Here is a 22,509-nt window from a genome sequence, read left to right as displayed (position 1 = left end):
TCTGGGCGCGGCGTCGAGATGTAGGGTGTTGCGCGAAGTCGTTAGAACTTCTCTTTGGCGGACAGGTAGCGCCATTGGCCCACCGGCACCTTGCCGATGGACACGCCGCCGATACGGATGCGGCGCATGGCGATGACCTTCAGGCCGACAGCCTGGCACAGCAGGGCGATGATTCCCGGTTGCGGGTTCTTCATGGCAAAGCGCAGGCGATTCTCGTTCTGCCAACTGGCCTTGACTGCCGGCAGCTCCTTGCCTTTATAGGTGAGGCCGTGGTTCAGGCGATTGAGGCCATGGGCTGCCATGTCGCCCTCGACCTCGACCACGTACTCCTGCTCGATCTTGCTGGCGTCGGCAGTGAGTTTGCGCAGGATTTTCCAGTCCTGGGTGAACACCAACAGGCCGCTGGCGTTGGCTTGCAGGTCGGCGCTGGCGTTCAGGCGCAGGAAGTGGCCCTTGAGCGGGCGCTTGCCGTAGCGGTGTTCTTCGCTCAGGGTTTCGGCGCCCAGGCTCTGCATCGCGGTTTCGGCGTCCACGCCCGCCGGGGCATGGAGCAGCAGGGTGACCGGCTCTGGCGCGGTGGCCTTGGCGTCCTTGTCCAGCTCGACTTTTTGCGTGTCGACCTTGAACTGCGGCTCGTCGATCACTTCGCCGTCCACGGTGACCCAGCCGCCCTCGATGAACAGCTCAGCCTCCCGACGGGAACAGCCGACGAGTTCGATGAGGCGTTTGGAGAGACGTATCGGGTCAGTCATGACAGGGCCGTAGTAAAAAAGGGGTGGGCATTGTACCTGCCTGGCGCCGGTTAATCGCGGGTCCATTTGCAGGGGCCGGTTTTTTGCGCCGGTTCAGCCGCGTCGGGCCGCAGCCTGGGCCGGGCGCAAGCGCATGTGTAGCAGCGGGTAGGGCTGGCCCATGCCGTCGTGCTCTGAGCGACCGACGGCTTCAAAACCTTGCTTGAGGTAGAAACCCAGGGCTTGCGGGTTCTGTTCGTTGACGTCCAGTTGATCGGCATTGAGGTGCTCGATGGCATAGCGCAGCAACTGCTTGCCCAGGCCCTGGCCACGCTGGGCTGGGTCGATGAAGAGCATTTCGATCTTGCCCGCCGCGATGCCGGCGAACCCGGTGATGTGCTGGCGTGCGTCCTTGGTGCAGATCAGCATCACCGCATCCAGGTAGCGGGTGCGCACCAGGTCCTTGAGCAGGCTGATGTAGCTCTCGGGCAGGAAGTTGTGGGTGGCGCGTACCGAGGCTTCCCACACCTGGGTCAACTCGTCGTAGTCGCTCTGTTTGGGGGTGTGGATGGCCGAGTGCTTGAGCATGCCGGCGGTTCCTTGTGCGGTGGTGGCGATGCCCAGAACGATAGCCGTAAAAAAGCCCCGCATCTTGTCACAGAGCAGGGCTTTTTCAGCTTCAGGCCTTAGATCTGTTCGGCCCAGAGGTCGTATTCGTCGGCGTCGGTGACCTTGCACCAGACTTTGTCGCCAGGCTTGAGGTTGCTGCCGTTGTCGATGAACACGTTGCCGTCGATTTCCGGGGCGTCGAAGAAGCAGCGGCCGACGGCGCCCTGTTCGTCAACTTCGTCCACCAGCACTTCGATCTCGCGGCCGATGCGCTGTTGCAGGCGCGCCGAGCTGATGGCCTGTTGATGGGCCATGAAGCGGTCCCAGCGATCCTGCTTGACGTCATCGGGCACGATGGCCGCGTCCAGGAGGTTGGCCGGGGCGCCTTCGACCGGCGAATACTGGAAGCAACCGACGCGGTCGAGCTGGGCTTCGGTCAGCCAGTCGAGCAGGTACTGGAAGTCTTCTTCGGTTTCGCCGGGGAAACCGACGATGAAGGTGGAACGGATGATGAGATCCGGGCAGATCACGCGCCAGTTCTTGATCCGCGCCAGGGTCTTGTCTTCAAAGGCTGGGCGTTTCATGGCCTTGAGCACTTTGGGGCTGGCGTGCTGGAACGGGATGTCCAGGTACGGCAGGATCTTGCCGGCGGCCATCAGGGGGATCAGTTCGTCCACGTGAGGGTAGGGGTAGACGTAGTGCAGGCGCACCCACACGCCGAGGCTGCTCAGGGCTTCGCACAGTTCGGTCATGCGGGTTTTCACCGGCGCGCCGTTCCAGAACCCGGTGCGGTACTTGACGTCCACGCCGTAGGCGCTGGTGTCCTGGGAAATCACCAGCAGTTCCTTGACCCCGGCCTTGACCAGGCGCTGGGCCTCGTCCAGCACGTCGCCCACCGGGCGGCTGACCAGTTTGCCGCGCATCGAGGGGATGATGCAGAAGCTGCAACTGTGGTTGCAGCCTTCGGAAATCTTCAGGTAGGCGTAGTGGCGCGGCGTCAGCTTGATGCCTTGCGGCGGCACCAGGTCGATCAGCGGGTTGTGGTCCTGGCGTGGTGGCACGGCGTCGTGCACCGCGTTGACCACTTGCTCGTACTGCTGCGGGCCGGTCACCGCGAGCACGCTGGGGTGCACGTTGCGGATATTGCCTTCTTCGACACCCATGCAACCGGTAACGATGACCTTGCCGTTTTCCTTGATGGCTTCACCGATCACTTCCAACGACTCGGCCTTGGCCGAATCGATGAAACCGCAGGTGTTGACGACTACCACGTCGGCGTCCTGGTAGGTGGACACGACGTCATAGCCCTCCATTCGCAACTGCGTGAGGATGCGCTCGGAGTCGACCAAGGCTTTTGGGCAACCCAAAGAGACGAAGCCAACCTTGGGATTGGCCGGCGCGGGGGTGGTGGACATGTCTAACCTCGGTATGGAATGACACAACCGGTCGGGCACGACGAGGTTGCGGGTGGGCGCTTGGCTGCGCCTCTGGTCAAAAAGTGCGCAATTCTAGCGATGGGAAACGCACTTGACCAGCTTTATGCAGGGAAAAACGACGAGTGCTGCGCTATGCTTCGCGCCGTCAAGACCGAGCGGATCCCGTAGGTCAATTGAGAATCTGTTACAACGCGTAAAACGCCCATGCTGCACGACAGGTCGCGCGGGTTTTTCAAGTGTAGGCGCGCTTTCCAATTAAGCCCCGGTGCGGTGGCAGGAGTGGTTGATGGGTCAGGCAAGTAGTCAGGTGGCGGATGCCGGGCATTCGCCCGCCAAGCCGTTGAGCATGCTGGTGGCGGCGGTCGGGGTGGTTTACGGCGATATCGGCACCAGCCCGTTGTACACCCTCAAAGAGGTGTTTTCCGGCGGGTACGGGGTACCGGTCAATCACGATGGGGTGCTGGGCATCCTGGCGCTGATTTTCTGGTCGCTGATCTGGGTAGTTTCGATCAAGTACATGCTGTTTGTGTTGCGCGCTGACAACCAGGGCGAGGGCGGCATCATGGCCCTGACCGCCCTGGCACGGCGGGCGGCGGCGGATCACCCGCGCCTGCGCACCCTGTTGGTGGTGTGCGGCTTGATCGGCGCTGCGCTGTTCTATGGCGACAGCATGATTACCCCGGCGATTTCCGTGCTTTCGGCCATTGAAGGGCTGGGCCTGGCCTTCGACGGCATCGACCATTGGGTGGTGCCGCTGTCGCTGGTGGTGCTGGTGGCGTTGTTCCTGATCCAGAGCCATGGCACGGCGCGCATCGGCATCCTGTTTGGCCCGGTGATGGTGACTTGGTTCCTGGTGCTGGGGGCGCTGGGCGTCTGGGGCATCGTCCATCAACCGGAAGTGCTCAAGGCGATGAACCCGGTGTGGGCTGTGCGCTTCTTTATGGTGCACCCGGGCATGGGCGTGGCGATCCTCGGCGCGGTGGTGCTGGCGCTGACCGGCGCTGAGGCGCTGTACGCCGACATGGGCCACTTCGGCCGCAAGCCGATTGCCCGTGCCTGGTTCATCCTGGTGCTGCCGGCGTTGGTGCTCAATTACTTCGGCCAGGGCGCGATGCTGCTGGCGGACCCGGAAGCGGCGCGCAACCCCTTCTACCTGCTGGCGCCGAGCTGGGCGCTGATCCCGCTGGTAGCGCTCTCGACCCTGGCCACGGTGATCGCCTCCCAAGCGGTGATTTCCGGGGCGTTCTCCCTGACCCGTCAAGCGATCCAACTCGGCTACATCCCGCGCATGCACATCCAACACACCTCCAGCGATGAGCAGGGGCAAATCTACATCGGCGCCGTCAACTGGGCGCTGATGGTCGGGGTGATCCTGCTGGTGCTGGGCTTCGAGTCGTCCGGCGCCCTGGCCTCGGCTTACGGCGTGGCGGTGACCGGCACCATGCTGATGACCACCATCCTGGTGTCGGCAGTGATGCTGCTGTTGTGGAAATGGCCACCGATCCTCGCGGTGCCGGTGTTACTGGGGTTCCTGCTGGTCGATGGCCTGTTCTTCGCTGCCAACGTGCCGAAAATCATTCAGGGCGGCGCCTTCCCGGTGCTGGCGGGCATCGTTTTGTTCGTGTTGATGACCACCTGGAAGCGTGGCAAGCAACTGCTGGTCGATCGCCTGGACGAAAGCGGGTTGCCGCTGCCGATCTTTATCAGCAGCATCCGCGTGCAGCCACCGCATCGGGTTCAGGGTACAGCGGTGTTTCTCACCGCCCGTCCGGACGCCGTGCCCCATGCCTTGCTACATAACCTGCTGCACAACCAGGTGCTGCACGAACAGGTGGTACTGCTGACGGTGGTCTATGAAGACATCCCCCGCGTACCGGCGTCGCGGCGCTTCGAAGTGGTGGCCCATGGCGAAGGCTTTTTCCGGGTCATTCTGCACTTTGGCTTCACCGACGAACCCGACGTACCCCAGGCCCTGAAGCTCTGCCACCTGCAAGACCTGGACTTCAGCCCCATGCGCACCACCTACTTCCTGAGCCGCGAAACGGTGATCGCCTCTAAGCTCGAAGGCATGGCCCGCTGGCGCGAAGCCTTGTTCGCCTTCATGTTGAAAAACGCCAACGGCAACCTGCGTTTCTTCAACCTGCCGGTAAACCGGGTGATCGAACTGGGTACCCAAGTCGAGATGTAAGCCTGCGCCACAAAAAAGCCCCCGTTGCCTTGCGGCAGCGGGGGCTTTTTTTGTGTGGGCTCAGCTTATTGTTCGGCGACTTTGCTGTCGTTCTGGCGTTTGTTGATGAGGTCCACCAAACGCTTGGCCAGGGCCGGGTAGTTTTCGTCGAAGTGATGGCCGCCGGGCAGTTTCACCACTTCGCCGACGACGCTCTTGTCGGTGCAGCCGCTTTCGTCGGCCTCTTCGCCACCGTAGATGCACACCACTTTGGCGGCGGGCAGCTTGGCCATTTCCGGGCCGGTGGCGGCTTCTTTGCCGGCGTTGCCGAGCCAGCCTTCGACTTCGATTTCAAAGCTGCCGGTGCGGGCGAAGGCCAGCAGGATAATGGCATCGACCCGTTGCTGCTCGGCCTCGGGCAAGCGGTTGTAGATGGCCGGCAGCACATCGGCACCGAAGGAGTAACCGGTGAGGACGAAGCGCTTGGTGCCCCATTTTTGCCGGTAGTGCTGCATCAGTTCGCTCAGGTCGGTGGCGCTTTGCTCGGGGCTCTTGTGCTGCCAGTAGTAGCGCAGGGTGTCGATGCCCACGACCGGGTAGCCGATCTTGGCCATTTCCCCGGCCACGTCCTTGTCCAGGTCGCGCCAGCCGCCGTCGCCGGAGAGGAATAGGGTCACGGTGTCGTTGTTCGCCTGGGCCGGGACTTCCACCACGGGGATGTTCAGGCCGCCATTGCCCTTGTCGGCGCCGATCAGGATTTTGCGCAGCTCGTTGTTCAGCACTTGGGTCAGGTTGATGTCGTAGTCGCTGATGCTGGTTTGCGCATTGGGCTGGTCGCGCACGAAGCCTGCGCTGGTGTCGTCGGGGTTGTCGTTCCACGCCGCGAGCCAATGGCCGTAGGCTGCTTTCCTGGGCAGCAGGTGGGTGCAGCCGGGTTTTTCCAGGGCCAGGTCCACCGAGACAGCCTGGGCCTTGTCGTCTTTCTGTTCCGCCAGCCAACGCCAGGCCAGCACCGCGCCCGGGCCGATACCGCTGACCAGGGTCGCCGGGCCGTGCAACTGGCGCAGCGCCGATTGCAGGGCGCGGCCCTGGTGGATGCAGTCGCTGGGCAGGATCACCTGGACGATCTGTGCACTGGCGCCACGGCTCAGGGCCAGCAACTGGGCGTCGCTGAGTGTCTGTTCGTCGGTCACCGCCACCACCACGTGGGCCCGTGGTGTGGTGCCGGGGGTGACACGGGTTATCGCGGCGCCATCGGCCGGCGCCAGGCGTTCCAGGCTCGGTTCGGGCGCCGGGCGGTTCCAATACCAGTAACCGAGCGCGGCGATCAGGGCCAGGGTCACCAGGGTGACCAATACATACCGCCAGAAGCGTAGAGTCATCAGCGTTTCACCAATCCAGTCAGGCCGCCCGCAATCAGGGCGGCAGTATCGGCCAGAGCCACCAGCGGATCGAGTCCGGCGGGGACAGCCATGTAACGCGGTTCCCAGTCCGGCTGGAACTTGTCCTTGAAGCGGCGCAGGCCTTGGAAGTTGTACAACTGCTCGCCACGGCGGAACACCATCGAACCCAGGCGCTGGGTCAGGGGCGCGCCGCGCCGCGGTTGCAGGCCCGACAGCGGCACCATGCCGAGGCTGAAACGGGCATAGCCGTGGTTTTTATAGTGCTGGATCAGACCCACCATCAAAAACTCCATGGTCAACTTGGGCGCGTCCGGGTGGGCGCGCATCAGGTCGAGGCTGGCCAGGTCATGGCTGTAGGTCTCCAGCAGGTTGGCAAAGGCCACCGGCCGTCCCTCGAAGCGGATCACCGCAACGCGAAAATGCTTGAGGTAGTCCTCGCTGAAACGCCCGAGGGAGAAACCTTTTTCACGCACGTTCTTGCCCGTCAGCCAGGCGTCGGAGATGACCTTGAGTTCGTCCATCGGCGCGTGGCCGGGTTCGTGGATCTCCAGGGATAAACCATCGCGGGTGCCGCGGTTCCAGGTGTAGCGCAGGTCCTTCATCTCCTTGCCTTTGGCTTCGAGGTCAAAACGCAGCAGGTCGACGCGGGCCTCTTCGCCCAACTTGATGGCGGTGAGGCCGATGTCCATGTAGTACGGCAGGTTCTCCGCGCGCACCTGGTAGAACACCGGGCGGGCATGGTGGATGTCGCACAGGTCACGGAACTGCCAGATCATCTCTGCCCGTTGCTGGGGCGGCCCGATGGGGTCGTACAGCGCCACCAGGCTGCGGCCGCGGCGGGCATACATCAGGAAAGCGTCGTCGTTGGGGTGGAACAGCAGCGCTTTGTCGCCGGTCAGGGCCAGGCCACCGTCGGGTTGGGCCGAGGCCATGAGGATCTTCCAGGCCTTGGACAGTTCCTCGCTGTTGGGCAGGTGGATCACCGGGCGGGCGGTGCGCAGCAGCCAGGTCAGCGACACCACCACCAGCACCACGGCGGCGCCCAGCAACGAGCGCAGGCCCCGGGGCGCATCGGCGTCGAGGGTGAACTGCCACCACAACTGATGGCTGTAGGGCACGTCCTGGTAGGCGAACAACAGCAGCCAGATCGACGCCCCCAGCACGCACACGCTGGCCACCAGGTACAGCGGTGAGAAGGGCACTTCGGTGAGGCGGCTGGGGCGGTAGAACGAACTGCGGAACACCGCCAGCAGGCACGCGGTGAGGGTCAGCAGGCTGGCCTCTTCCCAGTCGAAGCCCTTGAGCAGCGAGAGCAGGGCGCCCACCAGCAGCAACACGGTAGTCAGCATCCACGCCGCCGACAGGCGCCGGCGCAGGCCCTGGGCCAGCAATAGGCACAACACGCCCACCAGGCTGGCGCCAAAGTGCGAGGCGTCGATCAGGCGATGGGGAATCAGGAAGCCGATGTGCTCCAGGCGCGTGTCGATCTCGGGTGTCGCCCCGGAAAACAGCAGCACCACCCCCGAGAGGAACACCAGCACCGCAAGAATGGGCGCCGCCAGGCCGGAAGCGACCCGCAACGACTGGCGCGACTGGAACAACCGTTGGCCTTCATTGACCAGCAACAGCAAGCACGCCACCAACAGCGGCAGGATCACATAGATCAAGCGATACAGCAGCAGCGCGGCGGCCAGTGGCGCGGCGCCGAGTTGGTTGGCAAAGGCGGCCAGCAGGATCGCCTCGAACACCCCGACCCCGCCAGGCACATGGCTGAGCACGCCGGCGGCGAGGGCCAGCAGGTACACCAGCACGAAGGCGCCAAAGGGCGGGGCTTCGGGCAGCAGCAAGTACAGCACGGTAGCGGCAGCGGCCACGTCCAGCGCGGTGATAAGCAATTGCAAGAAGGTCAGGCGCCGCCCCGGCAGGCGCAGGGTACGGCGCCCGGCGCGTACCAGCAGGCTGTCTTTGAAGGGTTGCTCGGGCAGGCGACGGCGGTAGATACCCACGGCCAGCACCGCGCCGAGCAGCAGTACCGCGACGGCAATCGTGCCCAACAGCGCTTCGGGCAGGTGCAGCGCCGCCGAGGCGGCGGGCAGGTTGCTCAGGGTCGCCAGTGCGGCCAGCGGTGGCAGCGCGCAGCCCAGGGAAAGGCTGGCGAAGAGCGTCATGTGCGCCACGTCGGACGCCCCCAGGCCATGGCGCGCATACAGGCGATAGCGCACCGAACCCCCCGAAAGCAGGGACAGGCCAATGGCATTGCCGATGGCAAACGCGGTGAAACCGCCCAGGACCAGGGTGCGCGGCGGCAGGCTGACACCCGCATAACGGCTGGCGGACCATTCATAGCCGAGCAGGAAAACGAAACCGGCGGCTGTCGCGGCCAAGGCACCGAGCAGCGCCGGTTTGGGCACATTCAGGATCGAGTCGTGCAGCGCGTTGAGGTCCAGCGCGCTCAACAAATGGCGGCAGGCGATCAAGGCCATGGCGAACAGCAACAGCGTCACGGCCAGGCCGATGGGCTGGCGGTACTTGCTCAGCAAGTCCAGCCATTGCAGGCGTTTGGCAGCGATGGGTTGGGTTGCGGTGACGGTGTCTTGTGGATCGGACGAATGGGCGCGCATCAATCACCTCTTGGATGGTGCGCGACAGGATGGGGGCATCCGGCCAGGTAACCAATCCCTGGGGAAAAATTATTTCAGATAGTTACAACGGCAAATCCTGTTTCACCGCCCCCGCGCGGTGTAGGTGCCGGAGTGGAGCAGCGCAAGAGCATAGTCGCTAATGGGCGCAGGGTAGCGGCCCGGTGCCTGCTTTTCGCTGCAGGCTATTGTTCTGGAAGGAAATTTCTTACAGGCACAAAAAAGGCCACTCTTGCGAGTAGCCTTTTTCGATGTTTGGTTGCGGGAGCCGGATTTGAACCGACGACCTTCGGGTTATGAGCCCGACGAGCTACCAGACTGCTCCATCCCGCGTCTGTGGGCGGCATTGTACAGGCCAATCAAGATGTGTCAATCGCTAATCTGCCGGGCCGTGCAATCAGCACCTGACCTAAAAACCTGCGCGCACAAAAAAGGCCACTCTTGCGAGTAGCCTTTTTCGATGTTTGGTTGCGGGAGCCGGATTTGAACCGACGACCTTCGGGTTATGAGCCCGACGAGCTACCAGACTGCTCCATCCCGCGTCTGTGTGGCGGCATCCTACAGGCATACGCGCAGGTGTCAATCGTTAATGGCTTGGATGGACAACTTAGCTAAGCCTTTGATTGAAAAGGGTATCTACTCAAAAGCGACACGCACAAAAAAGGCCACTCTTGCGAGTAGCCTTTTTTGATGTTTGGTTGCGGGAGCCGGATTTGAACCGACGACCTTCGGGTTATGAGCCCGACGAGCTACCAGACTGCTCCATCCCGCGTCTGTGTGGCGGCATTCTACAGAGGAACGCTGGGCTGTCAACCGAAAACCTGGGGAAACCTCTTTGGCTTCAATCGCTTAGGACCCCGATCGAGAGGTCGTGAACCGCTGCAGGGGTTGCCAGGTATGGCTTTCAGCTCTATTGACGACTTTAATTCGATTGAGCAAATAAATTACTAGCGCTTCTTCCGCCACCTCAATCAGAAGAAGCAAAGTACTGGTGCTATATACAGTTCTCAGTGCGATACTACGCTTCCATTTATCTTGTAGTCCTTTTCCTCTTGGCCAAACCTGCCTTTATATGACGCAGCGCAAAATCATCCACGTCGATTGCGACTGTTTTTATGCCGCCATCGAAATGCGTGACAACCCGGCCCTGGCCGCCAAGCCGTTGGCGGTCGGCGGCCAGGCAGACCATCGGGGCGTGATCGCGACCTGCAACTACGAGGCGCGCGCTTATGGCGTACGTTCTGCCATGTCGTCCCGCCACGCTTTGCAACTGTGCCCGGACCTGGTCATCGTCAAGCCGCGCATGGACGCCTATAAAGCCGCGTCCAAGGAAATCCAGGGAATCTTTCGCGACTACACCGACCTCATTGAGCCGTTGTCGCTGGACGAGGCCTATCTTGATGTCTCCCAGTGCCCGCATTTCGATGGCAGCGCCACGCGCATCGCCCAGGACATCCGCCGGCGGGTGTCTAACCAGTTGCACATTACGGTGTCGGCGGGGGTGGCGCCGAACAAGTTCCTGGCGAAAATCGCCAGCGACTGGAAAAAGCCCAATGGGCTGTTCGTGATTACACCGGATCAGGTCGAGGATTTTGTCTCTGCGCTGCCCGTCAGCAAGTTGCACGGCGTGGGCAAAGTCACGGCGCAGAAACTGGCGCGCCTGGGCATCAGCACCTGCCTGGAGCTACGGGACTGGAACAAGTTAGCGCTGGTACGTGAATTCGGCAGTTTTGGTGAGCGGCTCTGGGGGTTAGCCCGTGGGATCGATGAGCGTTTGGTGCACAACGACAGCCGACGTCAGTCGGTCAGTGTTGAAAATACCTACGATGTAGATCTGCCAGATCTGGTCAGTTGCCTGGAAAAGCTCCCTGAACTGCTGGAAACCCTGGCCGGGCGCATGGCGCGGATCGACAGCAGCTACCGCCCGGGTAAGCCGTTCGTCAAAGTGAAGTTCCACGATTTCACGCAAACCACCCTGGAACAGGCGGGAGTAGGGCGGGATTTGCAGGGTTACACGCAGATGCTGACCCAGGCCTTCAAGCGCGGGGATAAGCCGGTGCGGTTGCTGGGCATTGGCGTGCGTCTACAGGATTTGCGCGGCGGGTTTGAACAGTTGGATCTGTTCGAGCGGTAAGGATGGCGCCGTCCCGGCCGCCATCGCTACTGGGGTATCAGTTAGCGCCAGGGTCGGCGACCAGGCGCCCGGCGTCCTTGGTCAGGGATTTGAGGAATTCACCCTGCAACTCGGGATCGTTGCGGGTCAGTTCGATCAGGCTCTGTTCCAGTTCGCTGGCTTCTTCTTCCAAGCCCAGCTCCGACAGGCGTTTGACCCGGTGCACCCATTGGCTCACCTCGTCATCCTCCAGGTCGTCGTAGATCAGGGCGTGAGCCTCCAGCAACTTGCCGCGCAACGTGCTGCTGATGGCCAGCGACGAGTCCGAATGCACGTCGTCCTGGGCATCTTCCACGCTGATCTGCAATTTGCCGATGTGGTTCAGGTCCTGCTCGGAGAAGGGGCTGTCCAGCAGGTTGAGGCGCAGGACGCCGTTGCGGTCGGTGCTCAGGTTGAAGGTCTGCTTGCCGGCCTTGACCTCTACCGGGCGTTCGCTCCAGGGCAGGCTCGAGTATTCCAGGCGTTTATCGCGCTGGGTTTCTTCGATGGCGGCCAGGTTCTGCTGGGCGCGGCCATGGGATGGCACGTTCATGGCCGGGTTGAGCCCGGCGAAACCGTAATTGATCCAGTCCCGCGTGACGCTGTCGGGCAGGTTGCCCAGGGCGATCACGTTGAGCACATTGGCGCCGATGCCCGCGACCACCGCGACCGCGCCCAACGGGATCTCGTAGACCTCTCGCCAGGGTTGGTACGGGGTGTAGCGGTCGTAGCGGCGGGTGACCTCGAATTCAGTGACCTCGAAGGTCTTCTGTTCGTGGATCCGCACGCGGCGCTGAGGCAGTTCGAGCACCTTAGGCTCGCCGACATCGATCTGCAGGCTGTGTTCGAGCAATTTGCGCTCGACACGTTCCTCGTGCTCGCTGCGTTGTGACATGTGATTGGCACAGCCGCTGACCAGCAGGGCGCCGCACAGGGCGGCACCACCGAGGCCTAAGGTGTTTCGCTTGAACATGACGTCTCTTGATCTGGTTTCAGCGGCGGATACGGGCCTGGAGGAACGACAGCACGTCAGCGACCGGCAGCGCTTGTGCCTCGGCTTCGGTGCGGCTCTTGTATTCCAGGTTGCCATCGGCGAGGCCGCGGTCACTGACCACGATCCGGTGGGGAATGCCGATCAGTTCCATGTCAGCGAACTTGATGCCGGGGCTGGTTTTCTTGTCGCGGTCGTCCAGCAGCACCTCGAAGCCGGCAGCCGTCAGTTCGGCGTAGAGCTTGTCGGTGGCTTCGCGCACCTGTTCGGTTTCGTAGCGCAGGGGCACCAGGGCGATCTGGAAAGGTGCGAGAGTATCGCTCCAGATGATGCCGTTTTCGTCGTTGTTCTGCTCGATGGCGGCAGCCACCACGCGAGAGACGCCGATGCCGTAGCAGCCCATGGACAGGGTCACAGGCTTGCCGTTTTCGCCCAGGACCTGGCACTTCATGGCTTCGCTGTACTTGGTGCCCAGTTGGAAAATATGCCCGACTTCGATGCCGCGCTTGATTTCCAAGGTGCCTTTGCCGTCCGGGCTTGGGTCGCCGGCGACCACGTTACGCAGGTCGGCCACGGTCGGAACCGGTAGGTCGCGTTCCCAGTTGACGCCGAAGTAGTGCTTGTCGTCGATGTTGGCGCCGACGCCGAAGTCACTCATCAGCTCCACCGAGCGGTCGATAATGATCGGCAGTGGCAGGTTCAGCGGGCCCAGGGAGCCAGCACCGGCGCCAATGGCGTCGCGCAGTTCGGCATCGCTGGCCATGACCAGAGGGTTGGCGACGCCAGGCTGGTTGGCGGCCTTGATTTCGTTGAGCTCGTGGTCGCCACGGATAATCAGCGCGATCAGCTTGCCGGCTTCTTGCGCGTGGACCACCAGGGTCTTGACGGTTTTTTCAATCGGCAGATTGAAGCCTTCGACCAGTTGGGCGATGGTCTTGGCGTTGGGCGTATCGACCAGGCGCAGCTCTTCGGTCGGCGCGGCGCGGGAGGTTTCCCGGGGCACGGCTTCGGCTTTCTCGATGTTCGCCGCGTAGTCGGAGCCATTGCTGAAGATGATGTCGTCTTCACCGGACTCGGCCAGCACGTGGAATTCGTGGGAGCCGGCGCCGCCGATGGAGCCGTTGTCAGCCTCGACCGCGCGGAATTTCAGGCCCAGGCGTGTGAACACGTTGCAGTACGCCTGGTGCATGCGGTCATAGGTGACTTGCAGTGAGGCGGGGTCGGCGTGGAAGGAGTAGGCGTCCTTCATGATGAACTCGCGGCCACGCATCAGGCCGAAGCGCGGGCGGATTTCGTCGCGGAACTTGGTCTGGATCTGGAACAGGTTGATTGGCAGCTGTTTGTAGCTGCTCAACTCGTTGCGGGCCAGGTCGGTGATGACTTCTTCATGGGTCGGGCCGGCGCAGAACTCGCGGCCATGGCGATCCTTGAAGCGCAGCAATTCCGGGCCGTACTCTTCCCAGCGCCCGGATTCCTGCCACAACTCGGCCGGTTGGGTACTCGGCATCAGCACTTCAAGGGAGCCGGCGGCGTTCATTTCTTCGCGAACGATGGCTTCAACCTTGCGCATGACCCGCAGCCCCATGGGCAACCAGGTGTACAGGCCAGAGGCCAGTTTGCGGATCATGCCGGCGCGCAGCATCAGCTGGTGGCTGATGACGACCGCGTCCGAAGGCGTTTCTTTCTGTGTGGCGAGCAAATATTGACTGGTGCGCATGGTAGGCCGTTGTCGGTTGCTGATGACGAGAAATGACTGGGCATTGTACGGGCGGTAACTGCTGGCGTACAGGCATCAGGTTGGCCAGGCCCTGTAGGCGTTTGCGCCCACGTGGCCCTGGGGTGTCAGCTTTGCTCTTGCGGGTTCAGGCGAATGCGGCGGTTTTCCTGGAACCAGTGCAGGGCGATCAACAGCAGGGTCGGCACGCCGAGCAGGGCGGTTATCAGGAAGAAGTCGTGGTAGCCGAACTTCTCCACCATCACCCCGGAATAGCCGCCGATCAGGCGTGGCAGCAAGAGCATGATCGAGCTGAGCAGGGCGTATTGGGTGGCGGAGAACTTGAGGTTGGTCAGGCTCGACAGGTAGGCGACGAAGGCGGAAGTGGCCAGGCCCGAGCTGAAGTTATCCAGCGAGATGGTCACCATCAGCATTTGCAGGTCCGGGCCCATGCCCGCGAGCATCAGGAACAGCAGGTTGGTGCCGGCCGAGGCGATGCCGCCGATCAGCAGGATCGGCAGGATGCCGAAGCGCACGATCAGCAGGCCGCCCATGCCGGCGCCTACCAGGGTCATAATCAGGCCGAAAATCTTGCTGACGCTGGCGATCTGATCCTTGGTGAAGCCCTGGTCGATGTAGAACACGTTGGCCATCACGCCCATGACCGTGTCGGACATGCGGTAGGTGGCGATCAGCCCCAGCAGCAGCAGGGCTTGCCAGCGGTAGCGCAGGATAAAGTCGTTGACCGGCGTCAGTACCGGCGCCAGGCCGCGTCGGCCCATGGCGGACAGGCACAGTGCGGTGAGGGTGCCGTAGAGGATGGCACGCAGGAATGCGCGGTCTTCCAACAGGAGGTCCAGCAGGCTGACGCCCTCGAATAACACGCTGGCGAAGTCGGTGTTATAGAGCTGAGTGCACAGGGCCGGCACCGACACCAGCAGCACGATCAGCACGAACACCGATGCCAGTTGATGCACGAAGCTGTAGCGCCCGGCCGACAGTTGGGTGCGCAAGGGCACCGGTGGCTCGCGCATAAAAAGCGTGGTGAGCAGGGCGGGCACCATCAGCGCGCCGAACAACACGTAAGTGCCGGTCCACGCCGAGTGCTTGTAGCTGAACCCGGTGGAGCCGAAGCCTTCGGCGAAAAACAGCGCGCCTGCGGTCGCCAGCAGCGCCGCGACCCGGTAACCGGACATATAAGCAGCGGCGAGGGCAGCCTGGCGGGTGTCGTCGGCGATCTCCAGGCGATAGGCGTCCACGGCGATATCCTGGGTCGCAGAGGCGAACGCCACGACCACGGCAATGGCGATCAACCAGGACAGGTGTTTTTGCGGGTCACAGAAACCCATGCCTACCAGGCCGAGGATCACCAACACCTGGGACAGGACGAGCCAAGAGCGCCGGCGCCCCAGTTTGCCCAGTAGTGGCAGGCGCCACTGGTCGAGCAGCGGCGACCACACCCATTTAAAGGCATAGGCCAGGCCGATAAGGCTGGCATAACCGATGGTTTCGCGCGCCACACCGGCTTCGCGCAACCAGACCGACAGCGTAGAAAACACCAGCATGTAAGGCAGGCCGGCAGCGAAACCAAGCAGCAACAACACGAGCGTCGAGGGGCTGGCATAGGCGGCAAGTGCGGCTCGCCAGGTTTTACGGGGCATGGGCTGGAGTCTGCCTCAAGAAGTACGGAAACAAAGCGCGCACTCTAACCGCTGTGCTCTACCGGGCGCCAGCCATGGCGCTGAATATCAACACGATTGTTCAGGATGCTGACACCTTCACTGCGTAAACGCGCACGTTGCTCGTCACCCGAGGCGGAGCCGGCGGGCAGGCTCAGACGTCCGCCCGCTGCCATTACGCGGTGCCAGGGCAGTTTGCTATCGCCGGGCAACTGGCTGAGGGTGCGGCCCACCCAGCGCGCCGCGCGACCCAGGCCTGCCAGTTCTGCCAACTGGCCATAGCTGACCACTTTGCCTTCGGGCACTTGGGCCAGCGTCAGGTAAAGCGCGGTGCGGCGCATCTGGGCCGGGCTTTCGGGCGTGTCACTCATTGTGGTGGTCCAGTAGGAGGTATGTCCGTATTAATGTAGGAAACGTCTCTGATTCTCGAATGGGAAGTGAACTCAACTCAAATACTCGGGTCAGTCCTTCCTAAGGCTTTATCCATGGGGATAATGCCGGTTTTTTCCGCGAACTCGAGCGTTGTCTTTGCTTATGCTGTCCAGATCCCTGCTGTGCCTCGCTGTCCTCAGTACCTCCACCCCTGTATTGGCCGATACCGTTTGGTTGAAAAATGGCGACCGCCTCAGTGGCAAGATCAAGGTGTTCGATGGCGGCAAATTGCTGATCCAAACCAAGTACGCCGGGGTCGTGGCTCTGGACTGGCATCAGGTCAAGACCCTGGAGAGCGATCAGGAGTTGTTGGTCAAGCAGGATGCCTATGTGGGCGAGAAGGCCAAGTCCTTGCACGCGGCCGAGGAGGGCATGGTGATCTTGGCCAACGGCGAGGCGCCGAAAACCGTCGAGCTGGCCAGTATCGAACAGATCATCAAGCCTAAACCTGTGATCGAGGATCTCGTCTGGAAGGGTAATGTCGATGTGGCGCTGGACTATCAGCGCGCCGAGAAAGACGTCGACGACTACGACGTCGACTTCAAGACCTCTGCTCGCCATGGCAAGTGGCGGCATATTGCCGAGGGCGAGTACAACCGGGTGTTTCAGAATGACGTGGTGACCACCGACAACTGGAGTGCCGAGTATGCGCTGGACCGCTTCCTCACCGAGCAGTGGTTCTGGCAGGGGCGTTTGACCTACAAGCGCGACAAAGTCGAAGACCTGGCACGCCAACGTACTGTCGGTACTGGCCCGGGTTACCAGTTCTGGGATGACGAGTTGGGGGCGTTCTCGCTGGGGTCGTTGGTCAACCGCACCGACTATGAGTATTCGGACGGTGGTAAGGACAACTTCTACTCCCTGGCCATGAAGTGGGACTACAACCGCTACCTGCTAGGCAAGAGCGTTGAGTTCTTCACTAATGGCGAAGTGGGCAAGCCCCTGGCTGGCGTCGCCGACTATGCGCTGGATGCCGAAGTGGGTCTGCGTTATCGGGTCACGGAATGGGCCTCGCTCAACCTCAAGGCCGAGAAGGACATCATCACCGGCACCAACGACAGTGATATGAGCAAGACCCGCTACACCGCCGGTTTCGGCGTGACCTGGTAAGGCTGGGTTTATCGGCGATAGCGATATTTACCGCGCTATCGCCGGCACATTCAGGTAAAACAGACGCCCACAAAAAAGCCCCGCTTTTAAGGGCGGGGCTTTTAGCTGTAATCAGTACAAGTTAGATAACTTGAACTTCTTCAGCTTGCATGCCTTTCTGACCGCGGGTAGCGACGAAAGAAACCTGTTGGCCTTCTTTCAGGCTTTTGAAGCCGTCGGATTGGATAGCTTTGAAGTGAACGAACAGGTCGTCACCGGATTGTGGAGTGATGAAGCCGAAGCCTTTTTCATCGTTGAACCACTTAACGGTACCAGTTTGGCGATTAGACATGGTGTATCTCCTTGGACAAAGTTAACTGCGACTCAGGAAAAGCCCTGGCCGAGACTGAGTGCAAAGAGCAGGAAAAATTCTTGGAGATGGTTGGATCGAAATTCAACATCGTGTAGAGATTCTCAGTGACACAAGCAGCACAGTGGCGCCACCTTAACCCTTTTTCCGGAACGTGCCAATGGTCTTTGTAAAGGTTTATGGGTTTTCGTGACTGAAGGTGACAGCCGGAGCCCGCGGGGCCCAGCTATTGTGGGAAAAGCGAGAAAAACATGCCGGTCTTTGAACCCTAAGGCGCGCCCCGGTAAGATGCCGGACAGATTTTCTCCACCTCGCTATTTCAGGACACCCGCCATGAGTATCAAATCGGACAAGTGGATTCGCCGCATGGCGCAAGAGCACGGCATGATCGAGCCCTTCGTAGAGCGTCAGGTACGCGGCGAAGGCGCTGACCGGGTGATTTCCTTCGGGGTGTCGAGCTACGGTTACGACGTGCGTTGTGCTGATGAATTCAAGGTGTTCACCAACATCAACTCGGCCACTGTCGATCCGAAGAACTTCGATGAAAAGAGCTTCGTCGACGTCAAGAGCGACGTGTGCATCATCCCGCCCAACTCCTTTGCCCTGGCCCGCACCGTGGAATTCTTCCGCATTCCGCGCAACGTGCTGACCATCTGCCTGGGCAAGAGCACCTACGCGCGCTGCGGCATTATCGTTAACGTCACGCCGCTGGAACCGGAGTGGGAAGGCCACGTGACCCTGGAGTTCTCTAATACCACCACGCTGCCGGCCAAGATCTACGCCAACGAAGGCGTGGCGCAGATGCTGTTTTTCGAGTCCGACGAGCAGTGTGAAACTTCCTACAAGGACCGTGGCGGCAAGTATCAGGGCCAGCTCGGCGTCACCCTGCCTCGGACCTGATCCGAGTATCTGACAAACCGTGGGAATTCCTGGGCGTACCTGCACTCTACAAGCAGTACCGCTCTGGTTCGCGCAAGGCGAGCCGGGCCATCGCCCAGGAGTCCCCCATGAAGATCGATCCGCAAATCAGTGCTGAACTGGCGAGGCTTTCGCCCAATCAAGTTGGCGTGCTGGCTTGGTCATTGCTGGCCCATCCACCCGTGAGCATGGCAGGTGGTATTCCCGGCCAGCCTGACCCCGATACCCCCAACGAACAGCCCACCGAGCCCGGTGAACCGACCCTGCCGGACGAGCCGCCACCGGCCCCAGTGGCCTGACGCATCCCTCAAGGTGCCAGCAGATAACCGCTGCGGTACGCGTTGGTGCCGGCGATGTGGGCGATGACCATGCCCGCCGTCGCCATGCGCCGTACCGTGCGGGCATAGAGCAACCCAGCGTTGGCGCAGTGGATAGGCGTGACGCTGTCGCCGATGGGGTCGATGATTTCTGCCACCAGTTGCCCAGCCTCCAGGTATTCGCCGGGCAGGGCAATGAACACCAGCAGGCCACCCACCGGGGTTTGCACCGGTTCCACGGCGGCCAGGGGCGTAGCCGGGTAGGGTAGCTCCGGCAACGGCGCAGGTTCGCCGCTGATGGCACCCTGGTGGGTCAGGTAGTCGATCACCGCCAAACAGTCGAGGCTGGCGAGGCCGTGGTTGACGTCGCCCTGGCCGCGCAATTCAACGGTCACCGCGATGGCGCCCAGGGGAATGGCGAAGCGCTCGCCAAAGCGTTCCTGCAACTGCAACCACACCAAACTGAAGCACTCGTCGAACGATTGCCCGCCCGAGTCGCTCGCCAGCAGGCTGGCCTCGGCGCCGATGTAGCGGGCCAGCGGTTCGATCTGCGCCCAGGCTTCGGGTGTGGTGTAGAGGTGGGCCACGGCTTCGTAGTCGCAATGCAGGTCTAACACGATGTCGGCGTCGCAGGCCAATAGTTGCAGGGTCAGGCGCTGGGATTGCAGTTGGGTACTGGCGATCTGCTGGGCCAGGGCCTCGCGCAGGGTGTCGCGGATCAGCCGCAGGTTGTGCCGTGGGTCATCGTTGAGGCGCTCCTCGACCCGGTTGCCGACCTCTTCGCCCAGGTCGGCGAAGTAGCGATTGAAGTTGTGCCCGCTCTCGAGCTCGTAACGGCCCAACGGCACGTCCATCAGCACTTGCGCCAGGCCGATGGGGTTGGCCACCGGCACCAGGACGATTTCGCTGCGCAGGCGGCCCTGCTTTTCCAGTTCGCCCAGGCGCTGCTTGAGGTGCCAGGCCAGCAGCATGCCGGGCAGTTCATCGGCGTGTAGGGACGCTTGAATATAGATTTTGCCGCCCCCCTCGGGCCCGAAGTGGAAGCTGTCGATCTGCCGCGCAGTGCCGGGCAGTGGGGCAAGCAGGTGCTGGATCTGGTGGCGCATATGCTCAAATTCCTCATGAATCGGCCTGGCGGTAGATGCCCAGGGGTCGAGTGGGTGTACGCCCTATGGGAGCAGGCTCCCACAGGTTGTTGCCTTTTCCCTTACTTGCCTGGCACCAACGTCAAGCGCGCCTTGCCGTAGGCACGCTCAAAATTCTGCGGTTGCAGCGGCAGGCTCTGGTACTGGCCCTTGAACCACGGGTCGAGGCCATTAAGGGCATTCGGGCTGGCCGGGTTGCCGGATTGGCCGCCCGCGTTCTGCACCATCAAGGGTTCCGGTTGGCCGAAATCGACGATAAAACGCACCGCCGACGCCCGCGTAGTGTTGAAGTCCTGGCCCCAGGCGTAGGCCGCAGCGTTCAGCGTATTGTGGTCGCCCCCCGCCGCGTGCGGGCCACGCACGGTTTGGCCGCTGGCGTTTTTCCACTCATAAGCGTGCAGCTTGCCCCACTGCCAGGCCTTGCGGTCGGCGCCCATGCGTTGTGTGCCGGCGTCGATGGCCGCCGCCAGGCTGCGGGCGAGGATCGCCGGTTTGTCTTCCGTGCCGGGGGTGCGGGTGTCGTCCCAGAAGGGGCTGTCTTCGCGGCCCAGCAAGTGGTCGGCCTGGGCTGGGTAAGACAGGCTGGCGCTGGCGACAAACGCCTGCCACGCCGGGCTGGATTCGGGGCCCAGTTCGTCGAGGAAGATCTGCCGTGCACTTTCTTGCAGAAACAGTTCGTAGATCGCCGCGTCGGTCGACACCGGGCTGAGCCGGCCGTCGAACGCCAGCAAGCGGCTCAATGCCTCCCGCGCCTTGGCGCGCTGGGCTTCGGGCAGGGCATCGATGGCGTGCTTGAGCGGCTGGGCCATGCCCGGCGCCTCGAAGACTTTTTTCAGCTTGGCGGCGAAGGGCGTGGTCTGGTCGTACTGCATGGCGATCAGGCTGCGGCTGTCATGCTTGCCCGTGCCCGCCAGGGCGGCGAGGCGCTCGCCCCGTTCCGGTGCACTCCAGGAGTTGGACAACTGCATGCCGTAACCCTGGGGGATGACCCGTTGGTTGGCCGCGCCGAGCCAGCCCTGGGCCGGGTCTTGGTCGTAGGGGTGCAGCATCGGGTCGGCGTAACCGTCCCAGTCGTAGCGCCCCTCCCAGCCTGGCGAGGGCACGAGGCCCTGGCCGTCGCGGCGGTTGGGGAAGCGCCCGGTGACCTGCCAGCCGATGTTGCTGGCATCGGCAAACACCATGTTCAGGGCGATGGCGCGGATTTCCCGGCTGGCGTCCGAGGCTTTCTCGACATTGGGCGCGCGGGACAGGTCGAAGAACGCGTCCAGGCTCTTGTCGTCCTTGAGGCTCGGGGCTTGCAGGGCCAAGCCGTAGCCGCCGACGCTATTGAGAAGGGCGCCGTGGCGGGTTTCGTAGAGGGGCTCGCGAATCGGCCGCTGGCCTTTGACGAAATAGGTTTCGTTGCGCACCGCCGCGTTCAGCCATTTGCCGTTGGCTTCGTAGGTAAGGTTGCTGCCCTGGCGGCGGATTTTTTCCAGGAACAGGTCCTGGTTGTCGCCCATCACCGCGCTCATGCTCCACGCCACTTTGCCGTTGAAGCCGCTGACGATCAGCGGCAACCCGGCCACGGTCATGCCGGCGGCCTGGTATTTGGGCGCGCGGATCTGCACCGGGGTCCAGAGCGACGGTACGGCCAGGGGCTGAACGCTGTCGCTGGCCAACAGGCTCTTGCCACTGCGCGAGCGCTGCGCGCCGATGGCCCAGTTGCTGGCGGCGGCGACATTGAGCAGGTTCATCGCCGCGAGGCGGGCGCTGGTCTGCTGCAACGCGGCCAGGCCCGGCACCTGGGTGGCGAGGTTGAGGCCCTTGAGTTTTTCCGCTTCGGCGAACGGCAGCATCTCATCCGGGTAGGACGGCGTGAGCCAGGCCAGTTTGTCTGCGCCGACCCTTTGCGCCAGCACCAGGGTGGCGAGTTCTTCGGGCAAGTTCGCCGATTGGCTGAAATTGAGCAGGGAAAAGATCAGTGCCGAGTCCTGGGGTTTCCAGTAGTCGGGCTTGTAGCCGCTGGCGGCGAGGTCCGGCGGCAGTTTGTCGCGGTAGCGGAACAGGTAGGCGTTGACGCCGCGCGCGTAGACCTCAAAGAAACGCTTGAGGCGTGGCGACGAGGCGTTATACAGCTCCTCGGCGCTCTTCTTGAGGTTGACCGCGCGCATCAGGCGATCGCCGTCGAGCACCTCGCTGCCGGCCATTTCCGCCAAGCGGCCCTGGGCCAGCAGGCGCATGGTGAGCATTTGCGTAAGGCGATCGCTGGCGTGCACGTAGCCAAGGGTGAACAGCGCATCGTGGAAGCTGTTGCTCTCGATCAGCGGCATGCCCACGGGCGTGCGGCGTACCGAAACGTTCTGTGCCAGCCCTTTGACCGCTTGCACGCCCGAGGCGGGCGGGAGGCTGTCCTGGGCGTTCCAGGACTGACATCCGGTCAGGCCCAGCGCACCGGCCACTGCTGCGGCAACGCCGAACCGGGGAATGAATTGAGTAAAGGCTGGCGAGGCCATGGCGGAACTCCTACGCGGGGTGGTGCGAATAAAGGCGCTACGTTAGTGAGCGGCAGGAGCCTGCGCAAGCAGGGGCGCAGGTTATTTCGTGGCGGGAGAATCAGGCCCAGCATGCGCCCGGTGGCAGCGAGCCGGCTCGCGATGGCGGCGGGCTCGGCCCCGCTGCGTCAACAGAGAGCCGCTCTCACGAGCCGGCTCGTTCCCACAGGGGAGAGGTGTTTA

General features: G+C 62.5%; 17 protein-coding genes and 3 tRNA genes. 5 read left to right on the top strand and 15 right to left on the bottom strand.

What is annotated here, in order from left to right; all coding sequences use genetic code 11:
• Positions 1–41: 41 nt before the first annotated feature.
• The 3 genes from AC19YT_RS01230 to rimO form a co-directional block, all read right to left on the bottom strand.
• Positions 42–752, bottom strand: coding sequence for an rRNA pseudouridine synthase (locus AC19YT_RS01230; protein WP_095108048.1), 711 nt, complete (start codon positions 750–752; stop codon positions 42–44).
• Between the two features lie 93 nt (positions 753–845).
• Positions 846–1,319, bottom strand: coding sequence for a GNAT family N-acetyltransferase (locus AC19YT_RS01225; RefSeq protein ID WP_500609581.1), 474 nt, complete (start codon positions 1,317–1,319; stop codon positions 846–848).
• 98 nt (positions 1,320–1,417) lie between these two features.
• Entirely contained in the window at positions 1,418–2,755 is a 1,338-nt protein-coding gene (gene rimO / locus AC19YT_RS01220) for a 30S ribosomal protein S12 methylthiotransferase RimO (RefSeq protein WP_095108050.1), read from the bottom strand.
• A 367-nt stretch (positions 2,756–3,122) separates the two neighbouring features.
• Here rimO and AC19YT_RS01215 point away from each other — a divergent pair, with 367 nt between their 5' ends.
• Positions 3,123–4,964 (top strand): potassium transporter Kup, encoded by a 1,842-nt coding sequence (locus tag AC19YT_RS01215; protein WP_371856227.1) that lies wholly within the window; start codon positions 3,123–3,125, stop codon positions 4,962–4,964.
• Between the two features lie 65 nt (positions 4,965–5,029).
• Here AC19YT_RS01215 and AC19YT_RS01210 read toward each other — a convergent pair whose 3' ends face one another.
• The 5 genes from AC19YT_RS01210 to AC19YT_RS01190 all read right to left on the bottom strand — a co-directional run bounded on the left by AC19YT_RS01210 (position 5,030) and on the right by AC19YT_RS01190 (position 9,757).
• The gene (locus AC19YT_RS01210; RefSeq protein WP_500609580.1) at positions 5,030–6,325 is read right to left on the bottom strand and encodes a virulence factor family protein; all 1,296 of its coding nucleotides are present in this window, start codon (positions 6,323–6,325) and stop codon (positions 5,030–5,032) included.
• A complete protein-coding gene (gene mprF / locus AC19YT_RS01205; RefSeq protein WP_500609579.1) occupies positions 6,325–8,967 on the bottom strand; it encodes a bifunctional lysylphosphatidylglycerol flippase/synthetase MprF in 2,643 nt (880 codons plus the stop codon). The genes AC19YT_RS01210 and mprF overlap by 1 nt, the downstream gene beginning before the upstream one ends.
• A 274-nt stretch (positions 8,968–9,241) precedes the next feature.
• Positions 9,242–9,318, bottom strand: a tRNA-Met gene (locus tag AC19YT_RS01200).
• 132 nt (positions 9,319–9,450) lie between these two features.
• A tRNA-Met gene (locus AC19YT_RS01195) sits at positions 9,451–9,527 on the bottom strand.
• A 153-nt stretch (positions 9,528–9,680) separates the two neighbouring features.
• Positions 9,681–9,757: transfer RNA gene (locus tag AC19YT_RS01190), tRNA-Met, on the bottom strand.
• 300 nt (positions 9,758–10,057) lie between these two features.
• Here AC19YT_RS01190 and dinB point away from each other — a divergent pair.
• Complete coding sequence (dinB, locus tag AC19YT_RS01185) at positions 10,058–11,119, top strand: DNA polymerase IV (protein WP_095108054.1); 1,062 nt, start codon at positions 10,058–10,060, stop codon at positions 11,117–11,119.
• Between the two features lie 37 nt (positions 11,120–11,156).
• Here the strand turns inward: dinB and AC19YT_RS01180 are convergent, their stop codons facing one another.
• The 4 genes from AC19YT_RS01180 to AC19YT_RS01165 form a co-directional block, all read right to left on the bottom strand.
• Complete coding sequence (locus tag AC19YT_RS01180) at positions 11,157–12,110, bottom strand: hypothetical protein (protein WP_095108055.1); 954 nt, start codon at positions 12,108–12,110, stop codon at positions 11,157–11,159.
• A gap of 19 nt (positions 12,111–12,129) precedes the next feature.
• Complete coding sequence (locus AC19YT_RS01175; protein ID WP_500609578.1) at positions 12,130–13,845, bottom strand: proline--tRNA ligase; 1,716 nt, start codon at positions 13,843–13,845, stop codon at positions 12,130–12,132.
• Between the two features lie 125 nt (positions 13,846–13,970).
• The gene (locus tag AC19YT_RS01170) at positions 13,971–15,503 is read right to left on the bottom strand and encodes an AmpG family muropeptide MFS transporter (protein ID WP_500609577.1); all 1,533 of its coding nucleotides are present in this window, start codon (positions 15,501–15,503) and stop codon (positions 13,971–13,973) included.
• Between the two features lie 44 nt (positions 15,504–15,547).
• Positions 15,548–15,892, bottom strand: a complete 345-nt coding sequence (locus tag AC19YT_RS01165) for an MGMT family protein (protein WP_095108058.1) — start codon at positions 15,890–15,892, stop codon at positions 15,548–15,550.
• Between the two features lie 163 nt (positions 15,893–16,055).
• Between AC19YT_RS01165 and AC19YT_RS01160 the strand changes: the two genes are divergently transcribed.
• Positions 16,056–17,063: a DUF481 domain-containing protein gene (locus AC19YT_RS01160; RefSeq protein ID WP_095108059.1), complete on the top strand. Its 1,008-nt coding sequence runs from the start codon at positions 16,056–16,058 to the stop codon at positions 17,061–17,063.
• 121 nt (positions 17,064–17,184) lie between these two features.
• On the opposite strand, the gene AC19YT_RS01155 is transcribed toward AC19YT_RS01160, so the two are convergent.
• The gene (locus AC19YT_RS01155; RefSeq protein WP_014336857.1) at positions 17,185–17,394 is read right to left on the bottom strand and encodes a cold-shock protein; all 210 of its coding nucleotides are present in this window, start codon (positions 17,392–17,394) and stop codon (positions 17,185–17,187) included.
• A 351-nt stretch (positions 17,395–17,745) separates the two neighbouring features.
• Here AC19YT_RS01155 and dcd point away from each other — a divergent pair, with 351 nt between their 5' ends.
• On the top strand, positions 17,746–18,312 hold the full coding sequence (dcd, locus tag AC19YT_RS01150) for a dCTP deaminase (protein WP_095108060.1): 567 nt from the start codon (positions 17,746–17,748) through the stop codon (positions 18,310–18,312).
• A gap of 107 nt (positions 18,313–18,419) precedes the next feature.
• Complete coding sequence (locus tag AC19YT_RS01145) at positions 18,420–18,629, top strand: hypothetical protein (RefSeq protein ID WP_095108061.1); 210 nt, start codon at positions 18,420–18,422, stop codon at positions 18,627–18,629.
• An 8-nt stretch (positions 18,630–18,637) separates the two neighbouring features.
• On the opposite strand, the gene AC19YT_RS01140 is transcribed toward AC19YT_RS01145, so the two are convergent.
• Complete coding sequence (locus tag AC19YT_RS01140) at positions 18,638–19,753, bottom strand: succinylglutamate desuccinylase/aspartoacylase family protein (RefSeq protein WP_500609576.1); 1,116 nt, start codon at positions 19,751–19,753, stop codon at positions 18,638–18,640.
• 101 nt (positions 19,754–19,854) lie between these two features.
• Positions 19,855–22,287 (bottom strand): penicillin acylase family protein, encoded by a 2,433-nt coding sequence (locus AC19YT_RS01135; protein WP_500609575.1) that lies wholly within the window; start codon positions 22,285–22,287, stop codon positions 19,855–19,857.
• Positions 22,288–22,509 lie beyond the last annotated feature (222 nt).

The sequence above is a fragment of the Pseudomonas sp. MF08875 genome (assembly GCF_059862525.1).
This window is presented reverse-complemented; position numbering and strand designations above follow the sequence as displayed.

Excerpts from the sequence above, each read along its gene's own strand:
- AC19YT_RS01230 (WP_095108048.1), bottom strand. The coding sequence starts at position 752 with ATGACTGACCCGATACGTCTCTCCAAACGCCTCATCGAACTCGTCGGC.
- AC19YT_RS01225 (WP_500609581.1), bottom strand. The coding sequence starts at position 1,319 with ATGCTCAAGCACTCGGCCATCCACACCCCCAAACAGAGCGACTACGAC.
- rimO (WP_095108050.1), bottom strand. The coding sequence starts at position 2,755 with ATGTCCACCACCCCCGCGCCGGCCAATCCCAAGGTTGGCTTCGTCTCT.
- AC19YT_RS01215 (WP_371856227.1), top strand. The coding sequence starts at position 3,123 with ATGCTGGTGGCGGCGGTCGGGGTGGTTTACGGCGATATCGGCACCAGC.
- AC19YT_RS01210 (WP_500609580.1), bottom strand. The coding sequence starts at position 6,325 with ATGACTCTACGCTTCTGGCGGTATGTATTGGTCACCCTGGTGACCCTG.
- mprF (WP_500609579.1), bottom strand. The coding sequence starts at position 8,967 with ATGCGCGCCCATTCGTCCGATCCACAAGACACCGTCACCGCAACCCAA.
- dinB (WP_095108054.1), top strand. The coding sequence starts at position 10,058 with ATGACGCAGCGCAAAATCATCCACGTCGATTGCGACTGTTTTTATGCC.
- AC19YT_RS01180 (WP_095108055.1), bottom strand. The coding sequence starts at position 12,110 with ATGTTCAAGCGAAACACCTTAGGCCTCGGTGGTGCCGCCCTGTGCGGC.
- AC19YT_RS01175 (WP_500609578.1), bottom strand. The coding sequence starts at position 13,845 with ATGCGCACCAGTCAATATTTGCTCGCCACACAGAAAGAAACGCCTTCG.
- AC19YT_RS01170 (WP_500609577.1), bottom strand. The coding sequence starts at position 15,503 with ATGCCCCGTAAAACCTGGCGAGCCGCACTTGCCGCCTATGCCAGCCCC.
- AC19YT_RS01165 (WP_095108058.1), bottom strand. The coding sequence starts at position 15,892 with ATGAGTGACACGCCCGAAAGCCCGGCCCAGATGCGCCGCACCGCGCTT.
- AC19YT_RS01160 (WP_095108059.1), top strand. The coding sequence starts at position 16,056 with ATGCTGTCCAGATCCCTGCTGTGCCTCGCTGTCCTCAGTACCTCCACC.
- AC19YT_RS01155 (WP_014336857.1), bottom strand. The coding sequence starts at position 17,394 with ATGTCTAATCGCCAAACTGGTACCGTTAAGTGGTTCAACGATGAAAAA.
- dcd (WP_095108060.1), top strand. The coding sequence starts at position 17,746 with ATGAGTATCAAATCGGACAAGTGGATTCGCCGCATGGCGCAAGAGCAC.
- AC19YT_RS01145 (WP_095108061.1), top strand. The coding sequence starts at position 18,420 with ATGAAGATCGATCCGCAAATCAGTGCTGAACTGGCGAGGCTTTCGCCC.
- AC19YT_RS01140 (WP_500609576.1), bottom strand. The coding sequence starts at position 19,753 with ATGCGCCACCAGATCCAGCACCTGCTTGCCCCACTGCCCGGCACTGCG.
- AC19YT_RS01135 (WP_500609575.1), bottom strand. The coding sequence starts at position 22,287 with ATGGCCTCGCCAGCCTTTACTCAATTCATTCCCCGGTTCGGCGTTGCC.